This is a genomic window from Qipengyuania sp. HL-TH1, assembly GCF_036365825.1.
GTDB classification, from domain to species: domain Bacteria; phylum Pseudomonadota; class Alphaproteobacteria; order Sphingomonadales; family Sphingomonadaceae; genus Qipengyuania; species Qipengyuania profunda.
In genome coordinates this window covers 1,963,247-1,990,000 of sequence record NZ_CP142675.1, presented here as the reverse complement: position 1 = coordinate 1,990,000, position 26,754 = coordinate 1,963,247, and the positions used below count along the sequence as shown (strand labels likewise).

The window sequence follows — 26,754 nt, the reverse complement described above, 5'->3', positions numbered from 1 at the left end:
TTTCGTTCGACCTTCGGGTCGGCCGGAAAGAGGTGGATAGGGTATCACCAGACTGAATACATAGGTTTGGTGAAGCGAACCCGGGGAACTGAAACATCTCAGTACCCGGAGGAAAAGACATCAACAGAGATTCCCGTAGTAGTGGCGAGCGAACCGGGACCAGGCCAGTGCTTCTTCGTTAGTTAACCGAACACTTTGGAAAGAGTGGCCATAGCGGGTGACAGCCCCGTAGGTGAAAACAATCGAAGAAGACTCGAGTAGGGCGGGACACGTGAAATCCTGTCTGAACATGGGGGGACCACCCTCCAAGCCTAAATACTCGCACATGACCGATAGCGAACAAGTACCGTGAGGGAAAGGTGAAAAGCACCCCGATTAGGGGAGTGAAACAGTACCTGAAACCGAATGCTTACAAGCAGTTGGAGCCCCATAGGGGGTGACAGCGTACCTCTTGCATAATGGGTCAGTGACTTAATTTATCGAGCAAGCTTAAGCCGTTAGGTGTAGGCGCAGCGAAAGCGAGTCTGAATAGGGCGACTGAGTTCGATGAATTAGACCCGAACCCCGGCGATCTAGGCATGGCCAGGTTGAAGGTGCAGTAACATGCACTGGAGGACCGAACCGGTGAATGTTGAAAAATTCTCGGATGAGCTGTGTTTAGGGGTGAAAGGCCAATCAAGCCGGGAAATAGCTGGTTCTCCGCGAAATCTATTGAGGTAGAGCGTCGGATGTATGCCGATGGGGGTAGAGCACTGGATGGGCTAGGGCTGCGCGAGCGGTACCAAACCTAACCAAACTCCGAATACCATCGAGTCTTATCCGGCAGACAGACGGCGGGTGCTAAGGTCCGTCGTCAAAAGGGAAACAGCCCTAACCTACAGCTAAGGTCCCCAAGTCATATCTAAGTGGGAAAGCATGTGGGAATCCCAAAACAACCAGGAGGTTGGCTTAGAAGCAGCCATCCTTTAAAGAAAGCGTAACAGCTCACTGGTCTAAATAAGGGTTCCTGCGGCGAAGATGTAACGGGGCTAAAGATATGCACCGAAGCTTAGGGTTCAGAATTTATTCTGAGCGGTAGCGGAGCGTTCCGTAAGTGGTTGAAGCCGAAGGGTAACCGACGGTGGACATATCGGAAGTGCGAATGCTGACATGAGTAGCGACAAACAGGGTGAGATGCCCTGTCGCCGAAAGACCAAGGGTTCCTGCTCAACGCTAATCGGAGCAGGGTTAGCCGGCCCCTAAGACGAGCCCGAAGGGGGTAGTCGATGGGAACCACGTAAATATTCGTGGGCCTGAAGATGTGTGACGGATCGTGGAAGTTGTTCGACCTTATTGGATTGGTCGGGCAGCCAAGCGGTTCCAGGAAATAGCCTCTTCAATATAGACCGTACCCGAAACCGACACAGGTGGTCAGGTAGAGTATACCAAGGCGCTTGAGAGAAGTATCCTGAAGGAACTCGGCAAATTGCCTCCGTACCTTCGGAAGAAGGAGGCCCTCTCATTACGCAAGTAGTGTGGAGGGGGCACAGGCCAGGGGGTAGCGACTGTTTAGCAAAAACACAGCACTCTGCTAAGTCGGCTTCAAGACGACGTATAGGGTGTGACGCCTGCCCGGTGCTCGAAGGTTAAGAGGAGGAGTGCAAGCTCCGAATTGAAGCCCGAGTAAACGGCGGCCGTAACTATAACGGTCCTAAGGTAGCGAAATTCCTTGTCGGGTAAGTTCCGACCTGCACGAATGGCGTAACGACTTCCCCACTGTCTCCAGGATATGCTCAGCGAAATTGAATTCTCCGTGAAGATGCGGAGTACCCGCGGTTAGACGGAAAGACCCCGTGCACCTTTACTGCAGCTTCAGAGTGGCATTAGGAAATTACTGTGTAGAATAGGTGGGAGGCTTTGAAACATCGGCGCCAGCTGGTGTGGAGCCAACCTGTGAAATACCACCCTGTGATTTTCTGATGTCTAACCACGCACCGTTATCCGGTGTTGGGACCCTCTGTGGCGGGTAGTTTGACTGGGGCGGTCGCCTCCTAAAGAGTAACGGAGGCGCGCGATGGTATGCTCAGGACGGTTGGAAACCGTCTGCAAGAGTGCAATGGCATAAGCATGCCTGACTGCGAGACCGACAGGTCGAGCAGAGACGAAAGTCGGTCATAGTGATCCGGTGGTCCCTCGTGGAAGGGCCATCGCTCAACGGATAAAAGGTACGCCGGGGATAACAGGCTGATGATTCCCAAGAGCTCATATCGACGGAATCGTTTGGCACCTCGATGTCGGCTCATCACATCCTGGGGCTGGAGCAGGTCCCAAGGGTTTGGCTGTTCGCCAATTAAAGTGGTACGTGAGCTGGGTTCAGAACGTCGCGAGACAGTTTGGTCCCTATCTGCCGTGGGCGTCGATTGTTGAAAGGAGTTGCCCCTAGTACGAGAGGACCGGGGTGAACATACCTCTGGTGTACCTGTCATCCTGCCAAGGGTGCCGCAGGGTAGCTATGTATGGACGGGATAACCGCTGAAAGCATCTAAGCGGGAAGCCTCCCTTGAGATAAGCAATCTTCGAACCGTCGTAGACCACGACGTTGATAGGCCGGGTGTGGAAGCGCAGTAATGCGTGTAGCTAACCGGTCCTAATAGTTCTTTTCGCGCTTGTAGGATCCATACCATCAACGACAGCCCTGTGCTGTCCGCGAGGGTGGAGGAAACTTCAGCCGGATAAGCCCAGAATGCTCAACAGCATCGATTTAAACCCGTCCGCCTGCTTTATTGCTTGGTGGCTATAGCGTCTGTGACCCACCCGATCCCATCTCGAACTCGGCCGTGAAACCGGACTGCGCCGATGGTACTAGTGCTCAAGCACTGGAAGAGTAGGTCGTCGCCAGGCATTATAGCAGACGGACGCGGTATAAACCCATTCACGATTTCAAAAAGCCGCTGCCGGGTCTCCCGCGCGGCGGCTTTTTCGTCTCTGGCGGGTGCCGGCGGACGTACACACGGTGCCGCGGGGTGGAGCAGTCCGGTAGCTCGTCAGGCTCATAACCTGAAGGTCGTTGGTTCAAATCCAACCCCCGCAACCACCGAACCCTTGAAATCACAACGATAAATCGCCCCGCTGCTTCCAGCGGGGCTTTTTGTGTGTGGCTCTGTAAGCATATAGGAAGCAGGCTCTTATGCCTTCCCGCGTAGCATAGCGTGATGGGCTGCCTCACGCAGGCCGAGTGGGAGCAAGGTATCGACTTTTTCGGTGGTTTGAGGAAAAGCTTCTTGCGGGTTGCAGATACACTTCACAATTTCAGCCATGGCAGATCCATGCCGAATAATCCGGTAGGACTCGTTGAACGAGCGGGGCTTACTTTTCTTTTCGGATCTGGTTCACTGTCTTCCTGGTCCACCGCTTCACCGCCCGCCGCAAGTTTGCTGCGTCGCTGAACCCAACCTTCCATGCAACATCGTCCACGCTCATCCGAGTGGTTTGCAGATATTCTATTGCGAGCTTGCGCCTCACGTCATCGACGATTGCACCGTAGGTCGCGTCCTCCGCTGCCAACCGGCGGCGGAGAGTGCGCTCCTGCAGGCCAAGCTGCGCCGCAATCGCCGTCATCGAGGGAAACCGCCCGGGTGCGCTCAGCAACATCTGATAGACCTCGCCCGAAAGACCTGAAGAAATGCGCGATTGTCCGATCAGGCGTTCGCAGGTTTCCTCGAGCATCATCCGGGTCAGCCGGTTGCCCAACTCGGGCGTCGATTCGAGTATGCCGAGCGGGTAGTGCAGCTCGTTTGCAGCCTGGCCGTAAAGGCACTCGCATGAAAGCTCGCGCGCGTCCTGGCCAGCATGGTCGTCCTCCGGTAGCGCGAAGAGAGCGCGCACCGGCAGGTTGTCGTTACCCCCCGCGTCGCGGATATGGGTGAAGGTCATCTTCATCTGCTGCCGGACGAGGAAGGTGCGCACCTGGTCGCTCATCATGTCGCGGTAGATCTCGCGAAACTGCCAAATTGCAACCTTGCCCTCGACGCGCCAGTGGAGCCGCACGGTAGGGGTGGCGAGCGGCTGATAACGGACTGCGAAATCGAAGAAATCGCGCATGGTTGGCGAACACATCAGGGCATAGCCGTACATTCCGTAGGCCGACAGGTGCAACCGCGCTCCGATCGCGAAGGCGTCCGCGTACCCGGCCCCCGCCGCCACAATGTTCTCGCACGCGGTCAGGTACTGGCCGATCGAGGTTAGCGTGCGCGGATCGCGCACCTCGGCCGGTGTCAGGCCAGTCCTGTCGAGTACAATTTCAGCCGACATTCCGCGATCCGTCACCGTATCGATGACCGTGGCGATCTTGAAGGGCGCGAAAATGCGCTGGTTGAGTGTCGGGAATCCCTCTCGGTCGTTGCGCATCGCCGCCTCGGCGGTGGCCTCGTTTACCACGGTCATCCTGTCCGCTCCTCCCCTCACCATGTCCGCAAATGACACAGAGTTGTCCGCTCGTGCGCTTACGCAGGCGCCTGCCAGACCATAAGCATCCCATCAAGCCGGCAAAGTCCGGCCGCGGCGATGTCCGCGACCACGATGGGAGAGAAAATATGTCGATGAGGTCGATTTCTACGCGGCGCCGTGCGCGTCTGCTTCGCCATTCTGCACTGGCTGCAACGATGTTGATCCTGCCCGTTACGGCCCATGCGCAGACAGACCCAGGCGGAGACCAGCTCGAAAGCACCGAGATCGAGGCCCCGGCCGCCGGTTCTGAAGACGTGATCGTCGTCACCGGAACGAGCATCCGCGGCGTGCCGCCGACCGGGTCCGACCTGATCACCGTCACGCGCGAAGATGTGAAGCAGATCGGCGCGGCGAGCACGCCCGAACTGCTGGCGACCGTGCCGCAGCTCAACAGCTTCAATACCGCGCCGCGCGTCAGCAATGGCGGAGTCGGTTCCTTCGCGCCTGGTCTGCGGGGCCTGCCCACAGCCGCTACCTTGCCACTGATGAACGGGCATCGCCTGATTTCCGGCAGCGTGCAGCAGACCAACCCCGATTATCCGCTGATCCCCGAACTGGCGGTCGAGCGGGTCGAAATCGTCGCCGACGGTGCCTCTGCCATCTATGGGTCCGAAGCGGTCGCGGGCGTGATCAACTTCATCACCCGCAAGCGCGTATCGGGGCTCGAGACCAATTTCCGTTACGGTTTCGCGGATGACTACGATGCCTTGAACGCAGGCGCGATCTTCGGTCAAGACTGGGGAACGGGCTCGGTCGTGCTCGCCTATCAGTACCCGCAGAACAGCAACATTACCGGCGCCGATCGCGACTATCGCTCACTCGATTTCCGCAGTGAGGGTGGCATCGATACACGCTCGACGGTGTGTCCCGATGCCAACGTCAACCTGTTCGCAGGCACGATCTACGCTGCGCCGAGCCTCGAGCCGGGTGTCAACACCTGCGATGCGCGCGGCCCCGTCGACCTTCTGCCAGAGAGCCGAGCGCATAGCGGCCTGATCTCGGTGCGGCAGGACCTGTCGGATCGCATCACGGTATGGGGGGATGTGCTCTACTCGGACCGCAAGGATACGGTCCAGGCGGCGCTGCCCGGGCAGACCTTCGTCCTCATCACCGCCGCCAACCCTTACTTCCGCGCGCCTCCGGGCACGGGTTCGGTGTTTGGCTACTTCGATTTCCGGCCCGACAGGCTGGTCGGCGACGACCACTTCGACCAGACCTATCGCGTGCGTACCGGCAACGCGACCGTCGGGGTCGACATCGACCTGCCGGGCGACTTCCAGGCGAGTGTGTACGGAACCTACAACTGGTCGCGGAACGATACGCTTCAGCCTGGCATCGATACGACTGCACTGACCGCTGCCGCTGCAGGAACGACGCCGTCGACCGCGCTCGACCCGTTCGGCTACGAGACCGATCCGGCGGTGGTCGCCGCAATCCTCGACAATCCCACCAACTTCACCAATCGCCAGCGCACACGGATCGGCGCGGTGAAGGTGGATGGTCCGCTCGCGCAGCTTCCAGGTGGCGACCTCAAGATCGCGGTAGGTGCCGAATATCGGCGTGAAACCTATATGCAACGCGGTCAGAGCGGCGGCGTCGGCTTCCCGGAAGATCTCGCCCGCAATGTCCAGTCGGTTTACGGCGAGCTTTTCATTCCGATCATCGGGTACGGCAACGCGGGAGCGTTCGGGCAGAGCCTCACGCTCTCGCTGTCGGGCCGATATGATCATTACAGTGATTTCGGGTCGACCACCAATCCGAAGATAGGCCTCACCTGGGAGCCGCTCGACGGGGTGGCCTTCCGCGGCAGTTACGGTCATTCGTTCCGCGCGCCAGGGCTGCGCGATCTGGGGTCGACCGTTGGCTCCTATTATTCGGCAGCCGCGCTGGTCGATGCCTTTGGCGCCCGCGATCCGGCGCGCGGGGCTGCGCAGGTGAACACGATCCTGCTGTATGGCGGCAATGCGGATATTGAGCCGGAAACCGCGCGTACCTGGTCCGCCGGCGTCGATCTGCGTCCGCTGTTCGCCCCGGGCCTCACCGCGAGCGTGACCTATTACGACATCAAGTACGACGACGTGATCGGCGCGCCTTCCGGCCTTGGATCGCTGCTGTTCAGCGATCCCACTTTCGCCACGCGGGTCATACGCGATCCCGGTGCCGCGCAGGTCAGCGACGCGATCACAAACACCGTGCCGTTCTACTTCACTTTCGACGCCGTCCCTCAGATCGGCAATATCCTCGACCTGCGGCAGGGCAATTTCGGGGTCCGCAAGACCAGCGGCATCGACTTCGATCTGCGCTACCGGCGCGAGGTCGGTTTCGGCACGCTGTTCGGCGGGGTCGCGGGCAATTACATCCTCGACTATTCGAACCGCCTGTCGCCTACTTCGCCGGAGAGTAATTCGCTCGAGGCCGGGATCCCGCGCGCGACCCTGCGTACTACGCTGGGCATCGCCGCCGGCCCGGTGACCTTCGTCAACTTCGTCAATCATCGTTCGGGCGTCACGGCATCCTACGCTACGCCGACCGGCTCGGCGCTTTACGAAGCGAAGGGATATACGACGGTCGATCTGCGCCTCTCGCTGACGCTGCCGCAAGAGAGTTTCCTCGAAGGCACCGAGCTCGGCTTGCAGATCAACGATCTGTTCGATGTGACGCCACCCTATTTCCCCGGCACCGACGGGCTCGGGGGCGCTTACAACCCCATCGGTCGCTACGCGGCAGTCAGCCTGCGCACGGCATTTTAGGCTCAAGCGGGCGGCGACCCGACCGGGTGCCGCCCATACTTCCGCCCCCAACCGTTTCCGCTCCCGATGCAAGGCCTCTCTCGATGAATTCTGTCTCGACCAGCCTCGACCTGGCGACGCCCGTTCCACAAATCCGCTTGTATCGCGACTGGCTGCAAGAGACCCGGGGGATCGATTTCGCGACCTATGACGAACTGCACCGTTGGTCGGTCGAGGACCTCCAAGGATTTTGGCGCAGCATCTGGGAGTGGGACCGCATCCAGTCGCCGACTGCGGTAAGTGCGGTGCTGAGCGGCGAGGCCATGCCCGACATGCGGTGGTTCGATGGCGCCACGCTCAGTTATGCGCAGCATGTCTTCAGCCATGTCGATGCTGCGGAGGCGGCCGGCCAACCTGCAATCGTCGCATTGGACGAGCGCGGCACGAGCGAGACGATCGAGTGGTCCGAATTGCGTCGCCGGGCTGCCTCCCTCGCCCTCGATCTGCGCGCACGCGGGATTGCGCCAGGCGATCGGGTGGCGGCCTATCTGCCCAATATTCCAGCTGCGGTCATCGGTCTGCTGGCGTGCGCCAGCGTGGGTGCGGTGTGGACGCTGTGTTCACCCGACATGGGGACGAACGCCGTGCTCGATCGCTGGCGGCAGACGCAGCCCAAGGCCCTGATCGCGGTCGACGGGGTGTTCTACGCGGGCAAGGCCCTGGACCGCAGTGCCGCGCTGGCGGAGATCCTCGCACAGCTCCCGTGCATCGAAACCGTGTACCTGGTTCCGAGCGACTGTGCAGTGCGTACCATGCCCGACGCGGTCGACTTCGCCGCCGCCACCGCGCGCGACGACGCGGCCGTGGCCGGTTTCGAGCCCGCCATGCTGCCCTTCGACCATCCCTTGTGGATCCTCTATTCGAGCGGGACCACCGGTCTGCCCAAGGCGATCGTTCACGGCCATGGCGGTGTGATTCTGGCGACGGCTGCCGGGCGGCTCCATTTCGATCTCGGGCCGAGCTATGCTCCGAATACCTTTGGTGAGCGATTCCACTGGTACAGCGCCAGTGGTTGGGTGATGTGGAACATCCAGATCGGCGGACTGCTGAGCGGCACAACCATTTGCCTGTTCGACGGATCGCCCAGCGGGACGAAGGCCGATCCCGACTGGACCCGACTGTGGGATTTCGCGAGCCGGACGGGCGTCACCTGGTTCGGCGCGGGCGCGGCCTTCTTCGCCAATTGCCGCAAGGCCGGGGTCGAGATCGCGGGGACCGTCGGGGTCGAACGCATCCGCGCTCTCGGCAGCACCGGATCGCCCTTGCCCCCGGACGTACAACGCTGGGGCACCGCGCAGTTCGCCGCACTCGGGCGTCCGGACATCTGGTGGTGCAATGTCAGCGGGGGAACCGAGATCGCTGCCGCTTTCATGGCTGGCAATCCCCAACTGTCCGACACGCCGGGCCGGTTGCAATGCCGCCACCTCGGCGCCGCTGTCGAGGCGTGGGACGAACATGGCAATCCAGTGATCGAGGAAGTCGGCGAACTGGTCTGCACGAAGCCCTTCCCGAACATGCCGCTGTATTTCTGGGGTGATGACGACGGGAGCCGGTATCGCGATTCCTACTTCGGCGAATGGCCGGGCATTTGGCGTCACGGCGACTGGCTGACGGTTCACGAGGATGGCAGTTGCACCATCTCGGGCCGCAGCGATGCCACCATCAACCGCCATGGCGTGCGGATGGGGACCGCGGAAGTATACGCTGCAGTCGAGCAGCTGCCGGCCGTTGCAGATTCCATGATTATCGATCTTGAAGACACGCAGGGGGGTAGCAAGCTGGTCATGTTCGTCGTCCCGAGCGAAGGCAAGGCAGTCGATGGAGACACGCGAGGCGCTATCTCAGCTGCAATCCGCACGAGTCTCTCGCCGCGCTTCGTGCCCGACCGGCTGATCGCCGCACCAGGTATCCCGCGCACACTTTCGGGCAAGAAGCAGGAACTGCCGATCAAGCGGCTGTTCGCCGGGTGGCCAGCAGCCAAGGTGATCAATGCCGATGCCAGCGCAACGCCTGAGGTGCTGCCATGGTACATCGATCAGGCGCAGGCATGGCAGCGCGATGCGCGGTCCGAGGCCGATGTTCGTGCGGAGCATACTTCATGAAGGTTGGCGTCGTCGGCGCGGGCCTGATGGGGGCCGAGATAGCGTTGGTTTTCGCGCTGGCCGGCCACGATGTGTTGCTACAAGATCGCAGCGAAGAGGCGCTTTCGCGAGCCATCGAACGGCTTCGCACGCTCTTCGACAAGGGCGTCGCGCGGGAGTTCTATGAAAGCGATGCGGCCAAGGCGGCGCTCGGTCGGATCGCACCGGTCGCCTCGATAAGCGCGATGGCCGATTGCGCGATGGTGACCGAAGCCGTCCCCGAATCGCTCGAGACCAAGGAAGAGGTGCTGCGCGTGCTGGACGAGGCATGCCGGCCCGATTGCATTATCGCGTCGAATACCTCGACACTGCCGATCTCCACGCTTGCGGCCTTCTTGCGGCCCGAGCGGCGCGCGCGCTTTCTCGGCACGCATTACTTCTCGCCTGTTTCCCGGATGAAGCTGGTTGAAATTATTCCGGCTTTCGCGACCGCACCGGCAATCGCCGACGACGCGATCACGATCCTCGAAGGCATCGGAAAACAGCCGGTGCGGATCAAGGATGTCACAGGCTTCGCGGTCAACCGCATGCTCCACGCGATGTTGATCGAGGCGGTGAAACTGGTCGAAGAGGGCGTCGCCGGCCCCGCCGATCTCGACACCGCATGTCGCCTCGGCCTCGGCCATCCGATCGGTCCATTCGCGATGATGGACGTCGTGACATCCGATCTTTGTCTGCAAGTGCAGGACATACTGCACGATGCCTATGGCGAAAGATTCCGCCCGCCTGCTCTGCTCAGACAGCGGGTCGCCGCGGGGTATGGTGGCGGTCGGGGAAATCCCGGCTGGCTGGAAGAGAGCCAATAATACCGAGCTGGAGAGGACGAGACGATGAACCGAACCTACACGCCCTGCGAGTGCCTTTCATGAGCGCCGCGACTGCCACGGACACGGCATCCAGGTCGTCTGCGAGCGCGCGGATCACGCTGGGCATGCTTGCCTTCGTCTATGTGCTCAACTTCCTCGATCGACAGCTGATCTCGATCCTCGCCAAGCCGATCCAGGACGGGCTCGGCATTACCGATGGGCAGCTCGGCCTGCTTACGGGCTTCTACTTCGCGCTGTTCTACTGCTTTATCGCGATCCCGATCGGCTGGCTTGCGGATCGTACCAGCCGGGTGAAGGTCCTTTCCGCTGCATGCGCGATCTGGAGCGCGGCGACTGCCGCATGCGGTATGGCGGGCACTTACGGCCAGCTGGTCGTCGCCCGTATGATGGTCGGCGTGGGCGAGGCGGGCGGGGTTCCACCCTCCTATGCGATCATTTCCGACACCTTTCCGCGTGAGCGACGGACCACGGCGATGGCGATTTTCAACCTCGGTCCGCCGATCGGCTCCGCGCTTGGCGTCGCCTTTGGCGCATCGCTCGCCGCGGCGTTCGACTGGCGCATGCCTTTCTACGTGATTGGCGGGATCGGGGTAGTTACGGCTGTGGTGGTCTACTGGGTCGTGCGCGAGCCTAAGCGCGGTGAGACGGATGGCCTGCCGGTGACGACCGCGCCCGAGGTCGGCCCCGAAGGTTTTGTCGCGACCATCCTCCGCTTCTTCCGAAACCCGTTGCTGCTGACGGCTTCGCTGGCGAGTGGAGCCGGCAATTTCATCACCTATGGCCTGCTCAACTTCACCGTGCTGTTCCTGATGCGCGAGAAGGGCATGACTCTGGAAGATGTCGCGGTGTGGTATGCGCTGGTGGTGGGTATCGGGATGAGCACAGGCATTTATGCCTCGGGCCGGATCGTCGATCGCTTCGCGCGGCGCAGCAAGGCGGCCTATGCCACCGTGCCCGCTGCCTCGCTGGTGCTGGCCTTGCCGTTCTTCATCGGCTTCGCCTGGGCGCCGAGCTGGAAAATCGCGCTCGCCTTCCTCCTAGTGCCGATGTTCCTTAATTCCTTCTTCCTTTCGGCGACGGTCACCTTCGTTCAGAACGAAGTCGCGCCCGAACGGCGCGTCATTTCGGGCGCATTGTTACTTTTGGTCATGAACTTCATCGGGCTCGGGCTGGGACCGACCTATGTCGGAATGATGAGCGATTTCTTCCGCCCGGCCTATGGCGAACATGCGCTGCAGACAGCCTATTACGCGCTTGCTCCGATGTATCTCATCGGGGCACTTCTGTTCCTCTGGCTCGCCCGACTGATCAAGCGTGCGGAAGCGGCAGACCCAGCATGAGCACCGCAAGAGGATATCGGAGAGAACCATGAAACGCACCCACCGCATCGCCATTCTTGCAGCGTCCGCATTGGGCTGGTCGCTCCCCGGAGCCGCGCTGGCGAAGCCGGTGGAAGATGATGTCGCCGCGCGATGTGCCGCGCTCTCCAACGTCAGACTGGCGGATACCACCATCGAGAGCGCGATAATGGTCCCTGCCAGGGCGGACGAAACGACCCTCGCGGGTGATGTGCCCGGCTACCCCGGGTTCTGCCGCGTTGTCGCGCGAGTGCGATCCGAACCTGGGTCCGATATCGGGGTCGAGCTGTGGTTGCCGGCGCGCGGCTGGGCCGGGGTCTTCCATGGCAATGGCAGCGGCGGCTTCGCGGGGAACTTTACGCTTGGATATTCGGGCATGGCCGAAGGGCTGCGGCGCGGCTTCGCGACCGCGACGACCGACGCGGGCACGGCGCCCGCCACCCCGCTGGAAGGCGATGCGCTGATCGGCCATCCGCGCAAGTGGCGCGACTGGGGCCGGCGTTCCACCCACGTCATGACGACCACCGGCAAGGCGCTGACCAAGGCGTTTTACGGCAGGGAAGCGCGCAAGTCCTACTACACCGGCTGTTCGACCGGCGGGCAGATGGGGCTGATCGAAGCGCTGTACTATCCGCAGGACTATGACGGCATCCTCGTCGGTGCACCGGTCATGAACCGCACCTGGGGGCACGCGTCGGTGCTGTGGAACTATGCTGCCGCGAACCGAGAACCCGGCCGGGTTCTATCGGACGCCAAGCTGAAACTACTCAACGACGCTGCCATCGCTGCCTGCTGGAAGCAGGGCCATGGCCTGGCGGGCGACCGCTTCATCATGGACCCGATGAGCTGTTCGTTCGATCCGCAGGTCCTCCAATGCAAGGCCGCAGCGTCGGATACGTGCCTGACAGCGGGCGAGGTGGAGACGGCGCGGGCGTTCTATTCCGGACCGACCACGCGCGACGGCGAGCCGAGCTTCTACGGCTGGCTACCGGGCAGCGAAATGCCCGATGCGTTCGGCTGGTCCTTCCTGCAGAAGCCGGTCAACCATCAGCCGGCCTTCGGCGGCCTGTTCAAATGGGTGTTCGGCGCGGAATGGGACTGGAGAGATTTCGATTTCGACCGCGACATGTCGTCGGTGGATCAAAGTCTCGACAAGATCGTCAATGATGCGACACGCGGCAGCCTGGCGAACTACGCCGCGCGCGGCGGCAAGCTGATCGTCTTCCACGGCCTCGCCGATACGCTGGTACCGCCCGGCCAGTCGGTCGATTTTTTCGAACGGCATGCCGCAAGGATGGGTAGTTCGAGTGCCCTGGCCGAGAATGCGCGGCTGTTCATGGCCCCGGGCATGATGCATTGCGGCGGGGGTACCGGACCCGATGCCTTCAACTCCACGCTGGGCATCCCGCCGCGTCCGCCATCGTTCGATCCGCAGAACGACCTTTTTTCTGCGCTGATCGCCTGGGCGGAGGAAGACGAAGCGCCCGACCGCATCACAGCGACGCGGTTTGCGGACGATCGTTCGGGAAAAATCACCATGCAGCGCCCCCTATGCCCGTGGCCGCAGAGGGCAGTGTATCGCGGGGTCGGATCGACCGATGCGGCGAGCAGCTTTCGCTGCGAGGCACCTGCGAAACCCTAGATCTGCCGGATCACCGGCAGAGGAGATGGCATGTTCAGTCGCCGGGATATCCCCGACTTCGCGTAGCCGGTGCGGCGGCCTCGTTTAACGTTCCCGCTTCGGGCGAAGCGAAAGGGGCGGTCGCTATTCATGCGCTCCACTCGCAGAACATGCCGAGAGAGCTCGGCATCGCGGTATTCCATAAACGAGGATGACTATTCGCCGCGAGCGGTCGGAAGAGCTCAGCGCGGTTTTCCAAGCTCCTCAAGAGTGTTGCCGATGCCGTGAAGGCGAACGGCCCTCTCGCTCGGTGTGGCGCCCAGTTTCCATTGAAACACCACACCCATTGGAGACGCGCTGGCCTGATGAGTTCGGTCATGTGGCCGCCTCACGATTCGGCGAGGATCTCGTCTCAGCGCAATTGCGATGGATCAGACATGCAGCACACCGCGAAAGACATTCACACGGAAGTGAGTGAATGTTGACATGAGCGCGTCATTATTGAATGAAGCGCGGACTGCGGCGGACGAACCGCCGGGAACACGGAGAGGTATTATGAGGGGAACGTTGCTTGTTTCCGCGTCAGCGGTTGCACTTGCGCTTGTGCCAGCCACAATTAGCGCACAGACCACGAGCAGGACTGGTGCCGAGGTCGATGGCGAAACGGACACTGTCGAAGAAATTTCGCCCACCGCCGAGACTGGCGAGGGCAACACCATCATTGTCACTGCAACGCGGCGCGAGGCCCGGCTGCAGGACGTTCCATTGGGCATCACGGCTTTCAGCCAGGAAGAGCTGACCGAAAAGGGCATCGTAGGTTACGAACGTTTGGCTCTTGAAACCCCGGGCGTCGTGCTCAACCGGCCGACCCAGAACTTCAACAATTTCACGGCCCGCGGGATTTCCACCAACGGCTACAGCGCGGGTTTGCAGGCCCCGGTCGCGATCTATGTCGACGAACTCCCGATCTCTGCGAACGGGAACTCGACGATCCTCGACCCTAACCTTTACGATGTCGAACGCGTCGAATTCCTGCGCGGTCCGCAAGGTACCCTGTTCGGTTCGGGCTCGCTTGCCGGCGCGATGCGGATCATCACCAAGTCTCCAAACCCCAACCGGTGGGAGGCGTCCGCTCTGGTCGATCTTGGATACACCGAGGGCGGCGGGCTTCGCCAGCGGTACAACGGGATGGTCAATGTGCCGATCGCCGAGGACGTCTTCGCCTTCCGCGCGGTCGGCTATTATCGCAACGAGGATGGCTGGGTCGACAATATCGGCACGGGCATCGAGGATGCCAATTCGCTCGAGGCCTATGGTATTCGCGCCGCCTTCCTGATCGAGCCCTCGAGCGACTTTTCGATCAAGCTGTCGGTCAACAAGGAAGTCAGCAACCCTGCCGATTCCGCGCTGACGAACCCGGATCTCGGCACCTATGTCCGCAGGACCGCCCAGCCCGATCTCTTCCAGAGCGACCTGTTGGCCCTCAATGCCACCGTGAACGTCGATTTGGGCTTCGCCGACTTGGTCAGTTCGACGACCTATTCGGACCTGACCGGCGACTTTATCGTCGATCTTGCGGGCACCTACAACCAGTTGGTGCCCTTCTCGCTCGACGCGGTCGGATATGACGACATCTTCGTGCAGGAAGTGCGCTTGGCATCCTCGCATGGCGGGCCGTTCGAATGGATCCTGGGCGGGTTCTATTTCGACAAGCGGCGAGATGTCGACTTCGACTATCGCACGACGCAGCAGTTTCTGGATCAGACAGGCGTCACGGCATTTTCCGACCTCTATTACCAGCGCTTCAAGAACTACACCGACATCAGCGAGAAGGCGGTGTTCGGCGAGCTGACCTATCGCTTTAGCGACAGTTTCTGGGCGACCGGTGGCTTGCGTTATGGGCAAGTCGATGTGCAGACGACCACCCGCGGCGGCGGCTATAACAGCAACTTCCTGACAGTCGGCTTCTGCACCGTGTTCACGCCACAATGCGGGGGCTTTATCCCACCCTTGACCCTCGCGCCGATCCAACCTGCGGTCGGCCTGTTGGCGTCCGATGACAAGCTCTCGTGGAAAGGGAGTATCTCCTTCAAGCCGACGCCGAACCTGACCACCTATGCGACGGTATCGACCGGCTTTCGTCCGCCGGTGGTCAATGCGCGGGCCGGGCTCGCGCCTCCCGCCAGCGCCCCTGATGACATCGTCATTCCCGACGGTGCGAGCTCGGACAAGCTGACCAATTACGAAATTGGTTTGAAAGGCAGTTTCTTCGATAATCGCCTCACTGCCAATCTGGCTGCCTTCTATATCGACTGGAACAATATCCAGGTTCAGGCCAACCGGGTATCCGACACCATCCAGTTCGCCACCAATATCGGCGGCGCTGTCAGCAAGGGCATCGAATTCGAATTGGTCGCGAGGCCGGTCGACGGCGTCCGGCTACAGGCGAGCGGCGCCTACATCGATGCGCGGATCGATGATCTGTCACCCGGCGAAGCGGCGATTTCGGGTGCCGAAGACGGCATTCGGCTGGCGACGCCCAAATTCTCGGGTTCGGCCACGGCGGCATATACGTTTGCTGTCGGCGACACCGAGACCGCGTTCGTCAGCGGCAACGTCGCCTATGTCGGTTCGTACCCCGGCCTGTTCCCGAATGTACCGGGCCAGCCGGGCGTACCGTCCCCGCAATACGGCGTGACCGACGAGTATGTGTTCGCCAATGCCTATGCCGGGCTGAACATCACACCGGACTTCGTGATTACGGCCTATGTCGAAAACGTCTTCGACAATGATGCGATCACCTACGTACATCCCGAAGCCTTCCTCGACGGGCGCCATGGGCGACTGCGGCCGAGAACATTCGGCGTGCGGTCCAGCTACGTCTTCTGATGCAGCAATGGCTTCGCGGTCCGTCCGTGGACCGCGAAGCCAACTTCCAGTCCCCTTGTCCGCTCGGCAGATTGCCCGATGCGCGCCCGCCCAGTCCAGAAGGTGATTTCGTGCCCTACTCCAAGTCTTCTTGCAGTTTCATCGCCGCGCTTGCGCTGACGGTCGCCGGCCTACTTCTGCCTTCTACGCCCGCCCTGGCGCGCGGCGAGCAAGGTCCGGTAGTTGATGCTCCTGCCGGAACAGTAGCGGGCCGCAGCGAAGGCGCCGTGACGAGCTTCAAAGGCATTCCCTATGCTGCTCCGCCCATTGGCGATCTTCGTTGGAAGCCGCCGAAGGAGACGGCCCGTTGGGACGGCGTGCGCCATGCTTCCGATTTCGGTCCTCCCTGCTACCAACCGACGGTGCCCGGCGCTGCAAATTCGATCTACTTCGAAGAAATAGTTCGGATGAGCGAGGACTGCCTTTCTCTCAACGTCTGGGTTCCCGAGAACGCTGTGGGCGCGCCGGTCCTGGTCTGGATACACGGAGGAGCCCTGGTTTCGGGCGCTAGCAGTTTCGACATGTATGATGGCACGCGTTTGGCCCAACAGGGCGCTGTCGTTGTATCCATCAATTATCGCCTCGGGGCGCTTGGTTTCCTTGCGCATCCCGAACTCAGTGAAGAGTCGTCTGACAGTATTTCCGGCAATTACGGATTGATGGATCAGATCGCGGCGCTGCGCTGGATCGAGGAAAACATCGCGGCCTTCGGCGGCGATCCGGACAATGTCACCATCGCAGGCGAATCCGCCGGGGCGCTCAGCGTCATGTGGCTGATGACCGCGCCGCGTGCGCACGGGCTGTTCGACAAGGCGATCATGCAAAGCGCCTATATGATTTCGTCTCCCGCGCTGAAGGAGTCGCGGAACGGCCACCCGGCGGCGGAAGAAATCGGCACCTGGCTACAAGGTGAGCTCGGCGCACCCGATCTCGCGGCCATGCGCGACATGGAGCCGGGCGAACTCGTCAATCGCGCGACCCGGGCCGGGTTTCTGACCTGGAGCACGGTAGATGGCGTATTGATCCCGCATCAGATCGTCGAGACTTTTGATCGCGGCGAGCAGGCCAAGGTGCCGTTGATTGCCGGCTTCAACAGCGGCGAGATACGGTCGCTGCGCCGCTTGCTGCCTCCGCGGCCGTCTGGAGCGAAGGCCTATGAGGCCAAAATTCGCGAGCTGTATGGTGATCTCGCGGACGTCTTCCTCGCTCTCTACCCGGCAGACAATATTGACGAAAGCATGCTCGCAGCGACCCGCGACGCGCTCTATGGATGGACTGCCGAACGACTGGCGATAAAGCAGTCCGCGCTAGGCCAGGCCGCATATCTTTACCTGTTCGATCATGGCTATCCCGAAGCGGACGAGGCGGGTCTCCACGCGTTTCATGCTTCCGAAATCCCCTATGTCTTCGGCACGATCCACGACACACCGCGGAACTGGCCGCGGATCCCGCGCGAGACCGCGGAACGCACGCTTTCGGATGCAATGATGCAATACTGGGTGACTTTCGCCCGAGACGGAACGCCCGTTGCTAGCGGGCAGGTGGACTGGCCGGCATATGGTGACACCTCCGCCTTCCTCGTGTTCGACGAGACCCCGCAGGAAGGTGCCGAGCTTCTTGGAACGCGGTATGATCTGAACGAGGCCGTGGTGTGCCGCAGAAGGGCCGCAGGTGACCAGCCGTGGCACTGGAACATCGGGCTCGCGAGCCCCCCTTGCCGCCGCGCGTGGAGGGGTGCCAGTGATACCGGGTTCGATGCAGCCTTATGCGCTAACCCTCGACAAGTTTCTCGACCACGCCGCGAAATGGCACCCCAGATCGGAGGTTGTCACTGCAGGCGAGGACGGAAAGTCCGCGCGGGTCGACTATGCCGAACTGAAGGTGCGGGCGAAGCGCGTGTCTGCGGCGCTGGCCGCGCGCGGTGTCGAGGAGGGCACCTGTGTGGCGACGATGGCATGGAATACGCAGGCACATCTCGAGAGCTGGTATGGGATCATCGGCATGGGCGCGATCTGCCATACGCTCAATCCACGCCTCCTGCCCTCGCAGCTTGCCGCAATGCTTACCCAAAGCGGCGCGCGGATCCTGATCCTGAGTGCCGATGTGCACGAACTGGCGCATGAGGTCCTTGGCCAAACATCCACCATTGAGGAAATCCTGGTTATCGACGGTAATATCGAGTCGGGGACTGTCTCAAATGGCGCGTGCAAGGTCGGTACTCTGAACAACGCTGCTGCGGCGGTGGAAGGGCGCGGATCGGTAGCGTGGGGCAGGTTCGATGAAAACACCCCCTGCGGCTTGTGCTTCACTTCGGGGACTACCGGGCCTCCCAAGGGTGTAACCTACACCCACCGGGGCAACTATCTGCATACCATGCGTCAGCTACAGGCCGATGTCGCAGGGTTAACCAGTCAAGACTCGGTACTGACCGTGGTGCCGATGTTCCACGCCAATGCCTGGGGCCTCCCGTTCTCGGTTCCTGCGGTAGGCGGCAAACTGGTCTTGCCGGGGAGGCAGTCCGACGGTCCGGCGTTGGCCCGCCTGATCGTTGATGAGGAGGTTACTATCGGCGTAGGGGTTCCTACCGTCTGGTTGGGCCTAATGGACTATCTCGACCAAGCAGAGACGGACGTGCCTACGCTCAAGCGCATCATGGTTGGCGGCGCGCCCATGCCGCCGGCGTTGATGGAGCGGATCGAACGCCGCGGAATCGGCGTCCAGACGACCTGGGGGATGACCGAGATTTCGCCGCTGGGCACGGCGACCCCGCTCGCCGAGGCGAATGCGGCCTCCACTTCAGGCCGACCTGCGATCGGTATCGACCTCATGCTGACCGACGCGGCAGGGGAGCCATTGGCACAACAACGCGACGCCAAGGGCAACTTGTGGGTGCGTGGCCCAAGCGTGGTGGAGCGCTATCTCGACCAAACTGAACTGGCGACCCGTGATGGTTGGTTCGATACCGGCGACCTGGCAAGGATCGACGCATCCGGTACCCTATCGATCGTGGGGCGGTCGAAGGATTTGATCAAGTCGGGTGGCGAATGGATCAATCCGGCCGAGATCGAGGCGATCGTGAGCGCGCATCCCGATGTCAGCATGGCCGCGGTGATCGGCCGCGAACACCCCAAGTGGGGCGAGCGCCCCGTCCTCGTCGTAGAGATCCGTCAGGGGGCCGAAATTTCGGACGAGGCGCTGCTGGATGGGCTCGACGGCCTGGTCGCGAACTGGTGGCGGCCGGACACTGTCATGCGCGTATCGACAATGCCATTGGCAGCGACGGGAAAAATCGACAAACTGCTCCTCAGATCGGAGTATGGCCGATCATGACCGTACTGGAACAGCAAGCGGCGCGCCCTGCGCACGCTGCGCAAAGGGAAATCGATTTGTCGACAGTCAAGGCGCGTAAGAAGAATCCCACCAAGGCGGAACAGCGCGCTGAAACCACCGAAAAGATCCTCGACGAAGCGGAATATCTTTTTTCTTGCCACGGGTTGCATGGGGTAACGCTTAAAGACGTAGCTAAACGTGTCGGCGTCCATCACACGCTTCTCAACTATTATTTCGAGGACAAGCAGAAGCTCTTCGAGGCGGTGTTCGGCCGGCGAGCGGTCGTAGCGAATGAAGTGCGCATGAAAGCGCTGAACGAATACGATCGCAAGTCTCAGGACAACCCGACCGTCGAAGGGGCGCTGCATGCCTTCCTCGATACCAATCTCGACCTTTACGGCGAGGGGGGAGACCAGTGGCGCCATTCAGGCCGGCTTGCTGCGCTGGTTTCCAATACACCCGAATGGGGGGCGGAGATGTTCGACGAGTGGTTCGATCCGCTTGTTTTGCGCTTGATCGAACTGCTCAAGAAGGCGCTTCCTCATGCAGCGGATGAGGACCTCTTTTGGGGTTACCATTTCACCACCGGGGCGCTGATGCTGACCTTGGCGCGCACCGGACGTATAGACAAGCTGTCCGGCGGGCTGGCTCAGTCGGAGGACTTCGCAGCCGTCAAGCAGCGAATGGCCCGATTCATGGCGGCGGGCATCCGGGAGATCTGTGGTGCCGGGGACGACCCGATGCTGGAGGCTTAACTGCCTCTAGCCGGCAACCCTTAGCAACCAGTTGCGAGGACATCTGGACAGGGTTCTAATCATGATATTAACTCGCTAGAGAGTGAACAACTTGAACGGGATGGTAAGAAGTGACGAACAGCAGATCGCTTGAAGGAAAAATCGCAATCGTAACCGGTGCGGGCGGAGGTCTCGGTCGGTGCCACGCGCTCGAACTCGCGCGGCAGGGTGCCAAGGTCGTCGTCAATGATCTCGGCCACGAAGCTGCGGGTGCTGTTGCGAAGGAAATCCGCGATGCGGGCGGCGAAGCAATCGTAGCCGAAGGTTCGGTAACCGATGAGCAGGCAGTCGACGCGATGGTTGCCAACACGATCGAAACCTGGGGCCGGATCGATATCCTGATCAACAACGCCGGCATCCTGCGGGACAAGAGCTTCGCCAAGATGGAGATCGCTGATTTCCGTGAAGTTGTCGATGTGCACCTAATGGGCGCGGCGATCTGCACCAAGGCGGTTTGGGGCCTGATGCGCGAACAGAATTACGGCCGCGTCGTCATGACGACCTCCTCATCCGGCCTCTATGGCAATTTCGGACAGGCCAATTATGGCGCAGCGAAGATGGCATTGGTCGGCCTGATGCAGACTCTCGCCATTGAAGGTGCGAAATACGATATTCGCGTGAATGCGTTGGCGCCGACAGCGGCCACTCAGATGACCAATGGCGTCCTTTCCGAAGAGGCGCTGGCCCAGCTTGACCCCGCATTCGTTAGCCCGGGTATCGTCCATCTCGTGAGCGCCGACGCACCAACGCGGGCGATCCTGTGCGCAGGCGGGGGCCACTTCGCTTGTGCGAACGTCACCCTGACCGAGGGCGCGCAGATCGGTAGCGGTGAGAATGCTGCCGCGGAGGTCGCGCACAATTGGCATTCGATTTCGGAGCGCACGGGCGAAATCGTTCCCGAATACGGGTTCACCCAAGCCGAGCGCGAGGTCGCTGCGGCCGTGGGTGAACCGAAGCAGGCGCTTACCAAGGCGGATTGATCGAAGCGCGGGGAGGGGCGAGCGGGCAAACCCGCCGCCGCGCATGGAGAGGAGTGTTGAAGACATGAACCGTTTCAGGTTGATTGTCGGGGTCGTGTGTGCAGCCTTATTAATGGGTTGCACCACCACCACGAGCAAAATCCCCAACGGCCAGGCGGCTCGGCTCGTTTCGACGACGGGCGGCATGCTTCGCGGAGTAACCCAGGCACAGCTCGGCGTCTTCCGCGGCATACCCTATGCCGCGCCGCCGGTCGGCGAGCTTCGCTGGGCCGCCCCACAACCTCTGCCCGGATGGGAAGGCGTGCGCGATGCGAGTGCCTTCGGTGCGGCCTGTATCCAGCCACCCGTGCCGGCCAGCAGTATCTACAACGATCCGCCGCCAAGCTCATCCGAAGACTGCCTAAACCTCAATGTCTGGGCACCCGACGACGCCGAGAAGGCGCCAGTCATCGTGTGGATTCACGGAGGGTCGCTCAGGATCGGGGGGAACAGCCTACCGATGTACGACGGGACGAATTATGCGCAGCGCGGAGTGGTATTCGTTTCACTCAATTACCGCCTCGGGCCGCTTGGCTGGTTGGCCCACGAGGAGTTGAGCGCAAAGTCCGACGACGGAACTTCGGGTAACTATGGCCTGCTCGACCAGATCGCAGCGCTCCAATGGGTGCGCGATAACATCGCCGCTTTTGGCGGGGATGCCAGCAATGTCACCATCATGGGCGAATCCGCTGGCGCGCTTAGCGTGACCTATTTGATGGCTACGCCGAAAGCGCGGGGCCTGTTCGACAAGGCCATAATCCAAAGCACCAACCTTCGCAGCTTCCCGGAGCTTGCAGAAGCAGCAAACGCCATGCCCTCGGCGGAGCAGATCGGAGCAGATCTTTTCTCGAAGCTCGGTGTCGCGGATATCGATGCGGCACGCAGCATGGCTCCCCAGGAGCTGACGAATCTCGCAACGCTTGCCGGTTTCGCGCCGCAGGGAACGATCGATGGGGCGCTACTTCCTGATCAGTTACTCGATATTTTCGACCGGGGTGAACAGGCACGCGTACCCGTAATGGTCGGCTACAACGCTCACGAATATCGCCCGGAAGGCGGCCTCGCCCTGCGCATGCCCAAGACGTCCACGCAATACGAGGCGCTGGTCGCCTCCGTCTACGGCGATCTCGCGTCCGAATTCTTGCGAATTTATCCGCACGCCCAAGGAGCCGATGCTCTGCTCGACGCGACCGGTGATATCATCTTCGGCTGGTCGGGCGAACGCATTGCACAAAGCCAGAGGGAGCTTGACGTCCCTTCCTATTTCTACGTCTTCGACCATTGCTACCCTTCGGCTCGCGCACGGGACCTGTGCGCCTTCCATGCCAGCGAACTGCCTTTCAGCTTCGGCAATCTCGCCGCCGAAGCGATGCCTGCGCGCTGGCCGGTGCCGGACGGCGAGCACGACCGCGCAATCTCGGATGCGATGTTGGACTACTGGATCAGCTTTGCGGCGAGCGGTCGACCGACCGCGCAAGGGCATGCGCCATGGAAGCCCTACGGGCCAGCCGAGCATTACGTCCGCTTCGCCGATAGGCCCATCGCGGGGCGTGATTTCAAGCCGGGGATGTTCGAACTGTTCGAAACCTTCGCCCAGCGAGAGCGTGCAGCAGGACGTTCATGGGGCATGCCCGTCGCCTTGAGCGTACCGGCCGAAATCCAAGACAAGCAATAGCGTTAAAACACCAGGGGGAGAGCCCGATCATGAGCACTACGAAGACCAACGACCACGCGGCCCCACCTGTGGAGACGCCGTATTCGAAGGCGTCCTACCGCTATTTCGTGCTCGGCGTGCTGACGCTGGTCTACGCCCTCAACTTCGTCGACAGGCAATTGCTCGTGATCCTTCAGGAGCAGATCAAGGAAGAGCTTCTCCTGTCCGACACGCAGCTCGGATTGCTGTCAGGCTTCGCCTTCGCGCTGTTTTACGTGTCTTGCGGGATTCCTATCGCGCGCTGGGCCGACCGCGGTGTCCGCCGCAACATCATCGCGTTGGCGCTGACCGTATGGAGTGGGATGACCGCCGTAAGCGGGCTCGCGCAGAACTATCTCCACCTGCTGCTGGCGCGGGTCGGCGTGGGTGTGGGCGAGGCAGGTGGCAGCCCCCCGGCGCATTCGATGATTTCCGACATCTTTCCCGAGAAAGAGCGCGCGACGGCACTCTCGATCTACTCGATCGGGATTTACATCGGTATCCTCACCGGCTTCGCGCTGGGCGGTTTCATAGCAGAAACCTTCGGTTGGCGGATGGCGTTTCTGGTGGTCGGCTTGCCCGGCATCCTTGTCGCTCTGCTCCTCCGCCTCACCGTGGCAGAGCCTATCCGGGGCTGGTCCGAGAAACGAGAGAACGAAGTTGGACAAAGCCCCAGCATTTTCGACGTCCTGCGGTTCCTCTGGTCGCGCAAAACCTTCCGCAACCTCGCACTCGCAGGAAGTCTGCAGGCAACGGTGATCTATGCGGTCGGTAACTGGCTGCCCTCGTTCTTTTTGCGCAACCACGAAATCGGACTGGCGCAACTAGGTGTCTGGATGGCGCTGACATCGGGCTTCGGCGGCGGGGCGGGCTCGTTCTTTGGTGGTTGGTTCGCCGACAAGATGGGGCAGCGCGACCGTCGCTGGTACGTGTGGGGGTCTGCGATCATGATCCTTGCGATCACGCCAGTGCTGCTGATCATGCTCAACACCGGCAATCTCCTGCTGGCATTGTTGCTGACCGGCGTGTTCCATTTCCTTTCGGCCTCCTACCTCGGGCCTGCGCTTGCGGTATCGCATGGGTTGGTTGGCCTGAGGATGCGGGCGCTGACCTCGGCGGTCTTCTTCTTCTTCATCAATTTGATCGGCCTGGGCCTTGGCCCGCTCATCGTCGGCTACCTGAGCGATACGTTCACCGCGGGAGGTGACGAAAATCCGCTGTCTGCAGCGATGCTCATCGTCGGCTGCATCGCTTCTGTCTGGGGTTGCGTGCATTATGTACTTGCTTCGCGGCATATCCGCGAAGACATCGCCAACAGCCCGGCGAGCGCGCCAAAGATCGAGGCTCTTTGATGCCGGGGGGTGCCGGGCGTATTTCGAGTGCGGTGTTGCTTGGCTTGTTGGCGGCAGGGTGTGTGCCGGTCGGTGGCACGGAGACCGCGCAGCTGACGGTGGCGGACACCCCAAGCAGTGCCCGCACGCGCTCGGGCGACTATATCTCTTGGCGAGAGCACCGGATCGACGACGAGGATCTGGCCGGGGTTCCGCTTCGCGGCGGCGACGGTCTCCAGATCGCCGATATCGATCGCGACGGATTCCTAGATATCGTTTCGGTGCACGAGGATTCGAACCACCTCCGCATTGCCTTCGGCACCGCCGATCCGGACCGATGGACGCTGGCGACCATTGCTTCGGGACAGATAGTCGGCGCGATAGAGGATGTCGCAATCGGCGACGTCGATGGGGATGGCTGGCCCGATCTCGTTACTGCAAACGAAGAGGCGCATCTGACGTTCTTCAGCAATCCTGGAAGTAGCTCATCGGCGCGAGCAGGCGCTTGGCGGAGCCTCGTTCCGCCGATGACGCAAGGGCGCGGGTCATGGCTGCGTGTCTTCATTGCGGACATCGACGGCGACGGGCGCAATGATGTTATCGCAGCGAACAAGGGCGCAAGCGACATCGTAGATCCTGCAGCGCCCCGGGAAGACCGTACCACGTCGCTCTTTACCTTCGATAGCAATCCGCTCGATCCTGATGCATGGCACGAGCAGGTTCTATTCGCGAGAGACGTGCCAAACACGGCGATGCCGGTCGATCTCGATGGTGACGGCGACCTCGATGTGCTGGCGGCCGCCCGGCTCGAGCAGGTCGCCTACGTCCTGGAAAACCGGGGCGCTGATGCCCACGGTAAGGTCCTGATCGAAGCCTATGCGATTACTATCGACGACAGTACGCTGCCAGGTTGTACGGTCGCGACCTCCGCCTTCCAATCGGCATTTCGGGACCTGAACGGCGATGAGCGGCCCGACCTGATTACCGGCGTATTCGAGAATTGCGGTGACCCGCGCGCGCCGGGCGGCCTGCCCGCCCTCGGCTGGCTCGAACAGCCCGAGGCGCTCGACATGCCATGGCGCTACCACCGTATCGGCGACATTCTGCCCGACATGGTGATTGCGGTCGAACTGGCCGATATCGACGGCGACGGCCACCTCGACGCCGTGACCGGCGGCTATTCGGGGCTCAACATTCTTAAAGGGGGCTATACCGGCGCCACGCGCGAGGAGGATCACCCATCTGTGACCGCCTCTTCCACCGTCGGGCGGATCGCCTGGTTCAAGAATCCGGGCACGGTGGGCGGCACCTGGAAGCGGCACGATATCTCGCGGCGCATTCGCGGTATGTACGACCAGTTCATCGCCCGCGACATGGATGGCGACGGGGATATCGACCTCGTCGGAACGCGCGGAAATAGTGGGCGGTTCGACGGAGTGTTTTGGTTAGAGCAGGTCCGCAGCGACGGTCCGCGCGCAGCTTTCATTCCGGCTCGCAGCGAGGATAGCCGCGCGCTGCCGCTACCGCCCGAAGACTGGATCGACCGCTACGAGGAGGCCAATACGTTGATAGCCCCGAACAAGCGTCAGGAGGCCGAATGACCGCCTCTCATAGCCTTGCAGGACGGACCTGCCTCGTCACCGGAGCTTCCTCCGGGATCGGGGCGCATCTGGCGTGAGCGATAGCCGCAGCAGATGCGCGAGTTGTGCTCGGCGCGCGCCGAACCGCGCTGACCGAGAAAATCGCGAGCGAAATCCGCAGAGATGGCGGCGAGGCGCTGGCTGTGCCGATGGATGTGGCGAGTGAGAAATCGGTGGCCCAGGCATTTTCCAGCGCAGAGGACGCTTTCGGGCCGGTCGATACAGTTATAGCCAACGCCGGGGTCTCTCGCCACGGACGCTCGACAGAACTGGCCGAAGCGGAGCTGCGGCAGGTGTACGATACAAATTTGCTTGGCGTGCACTTGACCGCGACGCTGCGGCGCGCGCGATGATGACGGCGGGTAGCCGGGAGAGCGGCGCAGGACGCATAGTCATTATCGGGTCGATCACCGCACAACTGACGGGGCAGGGTGACGCGGCTTACGCGGCGACCAAGGCCGGTGTCGCGCATCTCAGCCGCCAACTCGCACGCGAATGGGTGCGACAGGGGATCAATCTCAACGTAGTCCAGCCCGGCTACATCCGGACAGAGCTGGTTGGCAATTGGTTCGATAGCGAGGGTGGTAAGGCGCAGATCGCAAGCTGGCACCGGCGGCGGATCATGGACATCGACGCACTCGACGATCTCGTCCTCTATCTCGCCTCAGACGCATCTGCTCAAATTACCGGATCCGTGTTTACCGTCGACGACGGGCAGTCGCTGTAGCTTGGACCAAGTAATTCGGGACCCAAGGCATATCGGTTGCTACGCAGCTCGTTGACGGTCTTATTCGTCCG

General features: G+C 61.5%; 15 protein-coding genes, 1 tRNA gene, 2 rRNA genes and 1 pseudogene (1 of these 19 running past the window's edge). 18 read left to right on the top strand and 1 reads right to left on the bottom strand.

All coding sequences use genetic code 11. The features are described 5' to 3' along the window. The 3 genes from VWN43_RS10375 to VWN43_RS10365 form a co-directional block, all read left to right on the top strand. A 23S ribosomal RNA gene (locus VWN43_RS10375) occupies positions 1–2,650 on the top strand (it extends 144 nt beyond the left edge of the window). Positions 2,651–2,765: 115 nt separating this feature from the next. After that, positions 2,766–2,880: ribosomal RNA gene (gene rrf, locus VWN43_RS10370) — 5S ribosomal RNA — on the top strand. Between the two features lie 116 nt (positions 2,881–2,996). Next, positions 2,997–3,073 (top strand) — tRNA-Met (locus tag VWN43_RS10365). 272 nt (positions 3,074–3,345) lie between these two features. On the opposite strand, the gene VWN43_RS10360 is transcribed toward VWN43_RS10365, so the two are convergent. Next, complete coding sequence (locus VWN43_RS10360) at positions 3,346–4,422, bottom strand: AraC family transcriptional regulator (RefSeq protein ID WP_320181800.1); 1,077 nt, start codon at positions 4,420–4,422, stop codon at positions 3,346–3,348. Positions 4,423–4,640: 218 nt separating this feature from the next. Between VWN43_RS10360 and VWN43_RS10355 the strand changes: the two genes are divergently transcribed. The 15 genes and pseudogenes from VWN43_RS10355 (at position 4,641) to VWN43_RS10285 (ending at position 26,683) form a co-directional block, all read left to right on the top strand. Next, complete coding sequence (locus VWN43_RS10355) at positions 4,641–7,235, top strand: TonB-dependent receptor plug domain-containing protein (protein WP_320181801.1); 2,595 nt, start codon at positions 4,641–4,643, stop codon at positions 7,233–7,235. Positions 7,236–7,318: 83 nt separating this feature from the next. Then, a complete protein-coding gene (locus VWN43_RS10350; RefSeq protein WP_320181802.1) occupies positions 7,319–9,376 on the top strand; it encodes an acetoacetate--CoA ligase in 2,058 nt (685 codons plus the stop codon). Then, entirely contained in the window at positions 9,373–10,221 is an 849-nt protein-coding gene (locus tag VWN43_RS10345; RefSeq protein ID WP_320181803.1) for a 3-hydroxyacyl-CoA dehydrogenase family protein, read from the top strand. The genes VWN43_RS10350 and VWN43_RS10345 overlap by 4 nt, the downstream gene beginning before the upstream one ends. A gap of 59 nt (positions 10,222–10,280) precedes the next feature. Continuing rightward, a complete protein-coding gene (locus tag VWN43_RS10340; RefSeq protein WP_320181804.1) occupies positions 10,281–11,582 on the top strand; it encodes a spinster family MFS transporter in 1,302 nt (433 codons plus the stop codon). A 28-nt stretch (positions 11,583–11,610) separates the two neighbouring features. Further along, on the top strand, positions 11,611–13,242 hold the full coding sequence (locus VWN43_RS10335) for a tannase/feruloyl esterase family alpha/beta hydrolase (protein WP_320181805.1): 1,632 nt from the start codon (positions 11,611–11,613) through the stop codon (positions 13,240–13,242). A 582-nt stretch (positions 13,243–13,824) separates the two neighbouring features. After that, positions 13,825–16,110, top strand: a complete 2,286-nt coding sequence (locus VWN43_RS10330) for a TonB-dependent receptor (RefSeq protein ID WP_320181806.1) — start codon at positions 13,825–13,827, stop codon at positions 16,108–16,110. Continuing rightward, a pseudogene (locus VWN43_RS10325) lies at positions 16,110–17,687 on the top strand (carboxylesterase/lipase family protein); the annotation flags it as partial. The gene VWN43_RS10330 and the pseudogene VWN43_RS10325, both read left to right, overlap by 1 nt. 217 nt (positions 17,688–17,904) lie before the next feature. Further along, positions 17,905–19,479: an AMP-binding protein gene (locus VWN43_RS10320; protein WP_320181807.1), complete on the top strand. Its 1,575-nt coding sequence runs from the start codon at positions 17,905–17,907 to the stop codon at positions 19,477–19,479. Further along, a complete protein-coding gene (locus VWN43_RS10315; RefSeq protein WP_320181808.1) occupies positions 19,476–20,234 on the top strand; it encodes a TetR/AcrR family transcriptional regulator in 759 nt (252 codons plus the stop codon). The genes VWN43_RS10320 and VWN43_RS10315 overlap by 4 nt, the downstream gene beginning before the upstream one ends. Positions 20,235–20,344: 110 nt before the next feature. Next, a complete protein-coding gene (locus tag VWN43_RS10310) occupies positions 20,345–21,253 on the top strand; it encodes an SDR family NAD(P)-dependent oxidoreductase (RefSeq protein WP_320181809.1) in 909 nt (302 codons plus the stop codon). A 64-nt stretch (positions 21,254–21,317) separates the two neighbouring features. Then, a complete protein-coding gene (locus VWN43_RS10305) occupies positions 21,318–22,967 on the top strand; it encodes a carboxylesterase/lipase family protein (protein ID WP_320181810.1) in 1,650 nt (549 codons plus the stop codon). 29 nt (positions 22,968–22,996) lie between these two features. Then, entirely contained in the window at positions 22,997–24,337 is a 1,341-nt protein-coding gene (locus VWN43_RS10300) for a spinster family MFS transporter (RefSeq protein WP_320181811.1), read from the top strand. A 35-nt stretch (positions 24,338–24,372) separates the two neighbouring features. After that, on the top strand, positions 24,373–25,917 hold the full coding sequence (locus tag VWN43_RS10295; protein WP_330767282.1) for an FG-GAP repeat domain-containing protein: 1,545 nt from the start codon (positions 24,373–24,375) through the stop codon (positions 25,915–25,917). Positions 25,918–26,021: 104 nt separating this feature from the next. Continuing rightward, entirely contained in the window at positions 26,022–26,309 is a 288-nt protein-coding gene (locus tag VWN43_RS10290) for an SDR family oxidoreductase (RefSeq protein ID WP_320181813.1), read from the top strand. Further along, on the top strand, positions 26,306–26,683 hold the full coding sequence (locus tag VWN43_RS10285; protein ID WP_320181814.1) for an SDR family NAD(P)-dependent oxidoreductase: 378 nt from the start codon (positions 26,306–26,308) through the stop codon (positions 26,681–26,683). The genes VWN43_RS10290 and VWN43_RS10285 overlap by 4 nt, the downstream gene beginning before the upstream one ends. Positions 26,684–26,754: the final 71 nt, after the last annotated feature.